This window comes from Hydrogenophaga sp. (genome assembly GCF_035481345.1).
Classification (GTDB): domain Bacteria; phylum Pseudomonadota; class Gammaproteobacteria; order Burkholderiales; family Burkholderiaceae_C; genus Hydrogenophaga.
The window spans coordinates 1-5,430 of the sequence record NZ_DATIGV010000016.1; the positions used below are offsets into that span (position 1 = coordinate 1).

Below are 5,430 nucleotides of genomic sequence, written 5' to 3' on the forward strand. Positions count from 1 at the left end.
GGCCTCGGCCACGATCTGCATGGTGCGCGCGGCCTGCTCGCCGCCCATCACGGCCGTGCGCGCGTTGGGCCAGCTGAACAGAAAACGCGGCTCGAAGCCGCGCCCGCACATGCCGTAGTTGCCGGCGCCGAAGGAGGCCCCGCACTGGATGGTGAGCTGCGGCACGGTGGCGCCCGTCACGGCCTGGATCATCTTGCTGCCGTGCTTGATCATGCCGCCCTGCTCGCTGTCCTTGCCCACCATGTAGCCGGTGGTGTTCTGCAGGTAGACGAGAGGGTGGCCGAGCTGGCACATCCACTGGATGAAGTGCGTGGCCTTGTTGGCGCCGGCCACGTCGATGGGGCCGTTGTTGCTGATGAGGCCGACCGCGTGGCCGCCGATGCGCGCCTGCGCGCAGACGGTGGCGGCGCCGTAGAGCGGTTTGAACTCCAGGAGGTCGGAGCCGTCGGCCAGGCGCGCCATCACCTCGCGCATGTCCACCGGCTCGCGGTGGTGGGTGGGCATGAGGCTGAGCAGGTCGTCGGCGGGCAGTTGTGGCACCGGTGCCGCGGGTGTCGCCGCGCGTGCGAAGCCATCGCGCAACTGATCGACGATGCGCCGCGCCAGCCCCAGCGCTTCGCGGTCGTCCTCCGCCAGGTACTCGCCCAGGCCGGACACGCTGGTGTGCATCTCCGCGCCGCCCAGTTCCTCCTCGGTCGCCACCTCGCCGGTGGCGGCCTTGAGCAGCGGCGGCCCGGCCAGGAAGGCGCGCGAACGCCCACGCACCATCACCACGATGTCCGACAGCCCCGGCATGTAAGCCCCGCCCGCCGTGCCCGAGCCGTGCTGCACGGTGATGACCGGCAGCCCCGCCGCCGAGTGCCGCGCCAGGTTGCGAAACAGCGCGCCGCCGTGCACGAAGCCCTCGACCTTGTATTTGGTGAGGTTGGCGCCCGCGCTCTCGACCAGGTGCACGAAGGGCAGCCGGTTCTGCAGCGCGATGTCCTGCACGCGCAGGATCTTTTCCAGGCCGCGCGGCTGGATGGCGCCGGCCTCGATGCCCGAGTCGCTGGCCACCACCATGCAGCGCACGCCGCTGATGAAGCCGATGCCGGCGACCACACCGCCACCGGCCACGGACTTCGCGGGGTCCCTGGTGTCCTGCAGAAAACCCGCGAGCGTGCACAGCGGCAGCCAGGGCGCGCCCGCGTCCAGCAGCAGCGCGATGCGCTCGCGCGGCAGCAACTGGCCGCGCTTGTCGAACACGGGCTTGGCCTGGGCCGACGCGGCGGCGGCGCGTTCCTCCAGCGCGCGCAATTGCGCGATGCGTTCGAGCATGGCCGCGCGGCGCAACTGCGCGGCCTCGCCGTGCGGGTTGAAGCTGGAGGCGAAGCTCATGACCGGAACACCTTGGGCGTCACGTAGCGGTGGAAGCCATCGAAGGGCCTGACGGCCTCGCGCGATTGCGCCTCGGCCGGCGCGGCCACCTGGCCCCAGCCCATGCGCACCTGCGGGCGCGCGCCGTCCACGCGCAGCACGCTGCCGCTGATGAAGCTGGCCGCTGGCGAGAGCAGGAAGGCGATGGCCGCGCTGGTCTCGGCCTCGTTGCCGAAGCGGCCCAGGGGCACGGTCTGGCGCATCTCGCGCAGCATGGGGCCGGCCTCGGGCGGGTAGTGATCCATGCCGCTGGAGGCGATGTAGCCCGGCGCCACCGCGTTCACGCGCACGCCGCTCCTGGCCCACTCCAGCGCCGCGGTCTCGGTGAAGCTCACCATGCCGGCGCGCGCGGCGCCGCTGTGGCCCATGCCGGGCATGCTGCCCCACATGTCGGCCACGATGTTCACGATGGCCCCGCCCTGGGCCTGAAAGCTCTGCAGGTAGCACTCGCGCGCCACCAGGAAGCCGCCCATGAGGTTGGTGTCGAGCACGGCCTGCCAGCCCTTGGCGCCGATCTTCTCCAGCGGGCTGATGTACTGGCCGCCGGCGTTGTTCACCAGGCCATGGATGCGGCCGTGGGCGGTCACGATGTCGGCCACCAGCGCATGAACCGTCTCTTCCTGGCGGATGTCGCCCGCGTGGCCGCTGGCGCGCCCGCCATCGGCCGTGATCTCGTCGACCACGGCCAGCAGCTTCTCGGGCTTGCGGCCCACCAGGGCCACGTGCGCGCCCAGCGCCGCCAGCTCGTGCGCGGTGCAACGGCCGATGCCCGAGCCCCCGCCCGTGACCACGATCACCTGGCCAGCGAACAGGCCGGGGCGGAAGACGGAGCGGTAGCTCATTCAGGCTCCTTCACGAAGAGTTGCAGTGCGGCCTCGGTGAGGTCCTCCAGCGTGGCCGGGCCCTGAGGGTCGTACCACTGCGCCGTCCAGTTCAGCGCGCCGAAGATCAGCAGGCGCGCCAGCGCCGTGTCGCCCTTGAGCGCGCCCTCGCGCCGCAGCGCCTGCAGCACCGGCACCCACACGGCCTCGTACTCGGCCATCAGCTCGCTCACCACCTGCTTCTGCTGCGGTGCGAGCCAGCGCCACTCGTAGAGCATCACGGGAATGTGGTCGCTCTCGGGGCCCAGCAGGTTGTGAAAGTGGCCGCGCACCAGCACGCGCAGGCACTCGCGGGCCGACAGCGCGGCGGGCGCGGCGGCCACGGCCGCGTCCATGCGCTCGCGCTGGTGCTGCAAGGCGCGCTGCATGCCCTCGGCCATCACGGCGGCGAGCAGCGCCTCCTTGTTCTCGAAGTGATAGAAGGGCGAGCCCGAGCGCATGCCCACGGCGGCGGCGATGTCGCGCGTGCTGGTGGCCGCGAAGCCCTTGCGGCGGAACAGGTGCGCGGCCGCGCGCAGCAGGGCCTGGCGGCGGTTGCCGTCGTCGCGTTCATCGGCGGTCTTGCGGGGGCGGCCGCGGCTGCGGCGCAAGGGGGTGTCGTTGACCGGGTCGCTGGTGTCCATCGACCGGGAACATAGCAGCGCCGCCCAATTACAGCAAGCGCTTGCTTGGTGAAAATACCAATGCCCGCTGTCGCCTGCTCGACAGGCGCCAGGGCTTCAGCCCGCGGCGGCCCGGCACACCACCAGCGCGTAAGGCAGTTCGGCGTCTTCGAACCAGGCCTTGACCTCGAAGCCGCTGCCCTCGGCCAGGGCATCCACACCGGCGCGCTCGTACTTCTGCGACTGCTCGGTGTAGATGAACTCACCGGCGCCGAAGTCGAAGGCGTGGTCGAGCACGCGGCTGCGCACGGTCTGGCGCACCTGGCTCACCAGGAAGCTGCGCGCCACGCCCTGCAGCGGGCAGTAGCTCGCGTAGTGGCGGAACCGGTCCAGGTCGAAGTCCATGCCCAGCTCGCGGTTGAGGCGGCGCAGCAGGTTCAGGTTGAATGCCGCCGTGACGCCTTCGGGGTCGTCGTAGGCGGCCAGCACGGTGTGCGGGTCCTTGCGCAGGTCCAGGCCGAGCAGCAGGCTGTCGCCCACGCGCAGGTGCACGCGCACGCGGCGCAGGAAGCGCGCGGCCTCGGTGTCGGTGAAGTTGCCGAGGTTGCTGCCCAGGAACAGGGCCACCTGGCGGCGGCGTGCGCTGGGGATGGGCCAGGTCTGGAAGTAGTCGCCGCACAGCGGGTGCACGGTCAGCACGGGCAACTGGCGCGCCATGCGCACGCCCAGGTGCTCCAGCGCCTGCGCCGAAATGTCCATCGGCCGGTAGATGAGCTCGGCGCCCGCCTTGAGCCAGGCGCGGCACAGGGCCAGGGTCTTGCGGCCGTCGCCGCTGCCGAGTTCGAGCATCTCGATCGGCGAGCCGCCCGTGTCCAGTGCGTCGAGCAGGTCGCTGGCGTGGCGGCGCAGCATGGCGGCCTCCACGCGCGTGGGGTAGTAGCTCGGCAGCCGCATGATGCGTTCGAACAGGCGCGAGCCACGGTCGTCGTAGAAGTACTTGGACGAGAGCCGCTTGGGTGTGCCCGACAGGCCGGCGAGCACGTCGTCGGCGAAGCCGCGCAATTCGGGCGCGATGGCCTGGCAGGGGGCGGCGTCGCGCGTGGGGCGCATGGCGGGGGCGGTGTGGCGGCGTCGGGTCATTCGGAAAACTCCATGCAGCGCACGGCGGTGCGAACCCCTTCGGGCGGCCGTGCGGTGCTCATGATCGGGCGAGGCGGATGCCGGTGTACTGCCAGCGCAGCGGCGGCTGGAAGAAGTTGCGGTAGGTGATGCGCTGGTGCCCCGGCGGCGTGGCGAAGGACGCGCCGCGCAGCACCTGCTGGTTCACCATGAACTTGCCGTTGTATTCGCCGACCGAGCCCTCGGCCCGGCGAAAACCCGGGTACGGCGCGTAGGCGCTGGCGGTCCATTCCCAACGCTGGCCCCAGGCCATGCCTTGCGTTGCGGCGGCCTCCCATTCGGCTTCAGTGGGCAGGCGCGCGCCGGCCCAGTCGGCGTAGGCACTCGCTTCGTACCAGCTGATGTGCGTGGCGGGCGCGTGTGGCGGCAGGGGCTGCGGGCCGCGCAGGGTCTGGTGCCACCAGGCGCCGTCCTCACCGCGGAACCAGTGCATCGGCGCGGCGATGGCGTTCTGCCGCCGCCAGTCCCAGCCGTCGGCGTGCCAGTGGCTCGCTTGGCCATAGCCACCGGCCTCGATGAAGGTCGCGTACTCGGCGTTGCTCACCAGGCGATCGGCGATGGCGAAGGGCGCGAGCAACACCTCGTGGCGCGCGCCCTCGTTGTCGAAGGCGAAGCCATCGCCCGCATGGCCGATGGCGACCACGCCACCGGGGTGGTCGACCCAGCGCGGCGCGGCGGGCTGCGGCGCGTGCTCGGCCGTGACGTCCACGGCCGTGGTGTCGTCGAGCGAATACGCGGGCCGCAGCGGGTTGTGGCCCAGGATGTACTTGATGTCGGTGAGCAGCAGCTCCTGGTGCTGCTGCTCGTGCTGCAGGCCGAGCTCCAGCCGATCCAGCCATGGGCTTGGCGGCTGCGTGGCGAGCCAGGCGTTCACGGCCGCGTCCACGTGCGCGCGGTAGGCCAGCACCTCGGTGACGGTGGGCCGGCTCAGGTGGCCGCGCTGCGCGCGCGGCCAGCGCTCGCCCTCGCCTTCGTAGTAGCTGTTGAAGAGGTAGCCGTAGGCGGGGTGAAAGGCCCGGTACCCCGGCGCGGCGTGCGTGAGCAGCATCGCCTCGAAGAACCAGGTGGTGTGCGCCAGGTGCCATTTGGGCGGGCTCACGTCCACCACGGGCTGCACCGCGTGGTCCTCGGGCGCCAGCGGGGCGCACAGGGCCACGCTGCGCGCGCGCACCTCGGCGTAACGGGCGGCGGTGTCGGCGACGGCGTCGCGGCGCATGCTCAGTCCACCACCTGCACGCCGCGCCAGAAGGCCACGCGGTCGCGCACCATCTCGGCCTCGGGCTTGGGGTCCGGGTAGAACCAGGCGGCGTCGCGGTTGAGTTCGCCGTCGACGAGCAGGCTGTGGTAGCTGG

At 71.6% G+C, this 5,430-nt stretch carries 6 protein-coding genes; all 6 read right to left on the reverse strand.

The window, feature by feature from the left end:
* A partial coding sequence (locus VLG41_RS01005) for an acyl-CoA carboxylase subunit beta (protein ID WP_325347537.1) occupies positions 1-1,377 on the reverse strand: 1,377 nt, incomplete at its 3' end.
* The gene (locus VLG41_RS01010; RefSeq protein WP_325347538.1) at positions 1,374-2,258 is read right to left on the reverse strand and encodes an SDR family oxidoreductase; all 885 of its coding nucleotides are present in this window, start codon (positions 2,256-2,258) and stop codon (positions 1,374-1,376) included. The genes VLG41_RS01005 and VLG41_RS01010, both read right to left, overlap by 4 nt.
* Positions 2,255-2,920, reverse strand: a complete 666-nt coding sequence (locus VLG41_RS01015; protein ID WP_325347539.1) for a TetR/AcrR family transcriptional regulator — start codon at positions 2,918-2,920, stop codon at positions 2,255-2,257. The genes VLG41_RS01010 and VLG41_RS01015 overlap by 4 nt, the downstream gene beginning before the upstream one ends.
* Positions 2,921-3,016: 96 nt before the next feature.
* A complete protein-coding gene (egtD, locus tag VLG41_RS01020; protein WP_325347540.1) occupies positions 3,017-4,039 on the reverse strand; it encodes an L-histidine N(alpha)-methyltransferase in 1,023 nt (340 codons plus the stop codon).
* A 58-nt stretch (positions 4,040-4,097) separates the two neighbouring features.
* Positions 4,098-5,294, reverse strand: a complete 1,197-nt coding sequence (gene egtB, locus VLG41_RS01025) for an ergothioneine biosynthesis protein EgtB (protein WP_325347541.1) — start codon at positions 5,292-5,294, stop codon at positions 4,098-4,100.
* Positions 5,295-5,296: 2 nt separating this feature from the next.
* Positions 5,297-5,430 (reverse strand): DUF427 domain-containing protein (locus tag VLG41_RS01030; protein ID WP_325347542.1); only part of this gene is annotated, 134 nt, incomplete at its 5' end.

Coding starts and splice junctions, on each gene's coding strand:
- VLG41_RS01010 (WP_325347538.1), bottom strand. CDS start 2,258: ATGAGCTACCGCTCCGTCTTCCGCCCCGGCCTGTTCGCTGGCCAGGTG.
- VLG41_RS01015 (WP_325347539.1), bottom strand. CDS start 2,920: ATGGACACCAGCGACCCGGTCAACGACACCCCCTTGCGCCGCAGCCGC.
- egtD (WP_325347540.1), bottom strand. CDS start 4,039: ATGACCCGACGCCGCCACACCGCCCCCGCCATGCGCCCCACGCGCGAC.
- egtB (WP_325347541.1), bottom strand. CDS start 5,294: ATGCGCCGCGACGCCGTCGCCGACACCGCCGCCCGTTACGCCGAGGTG.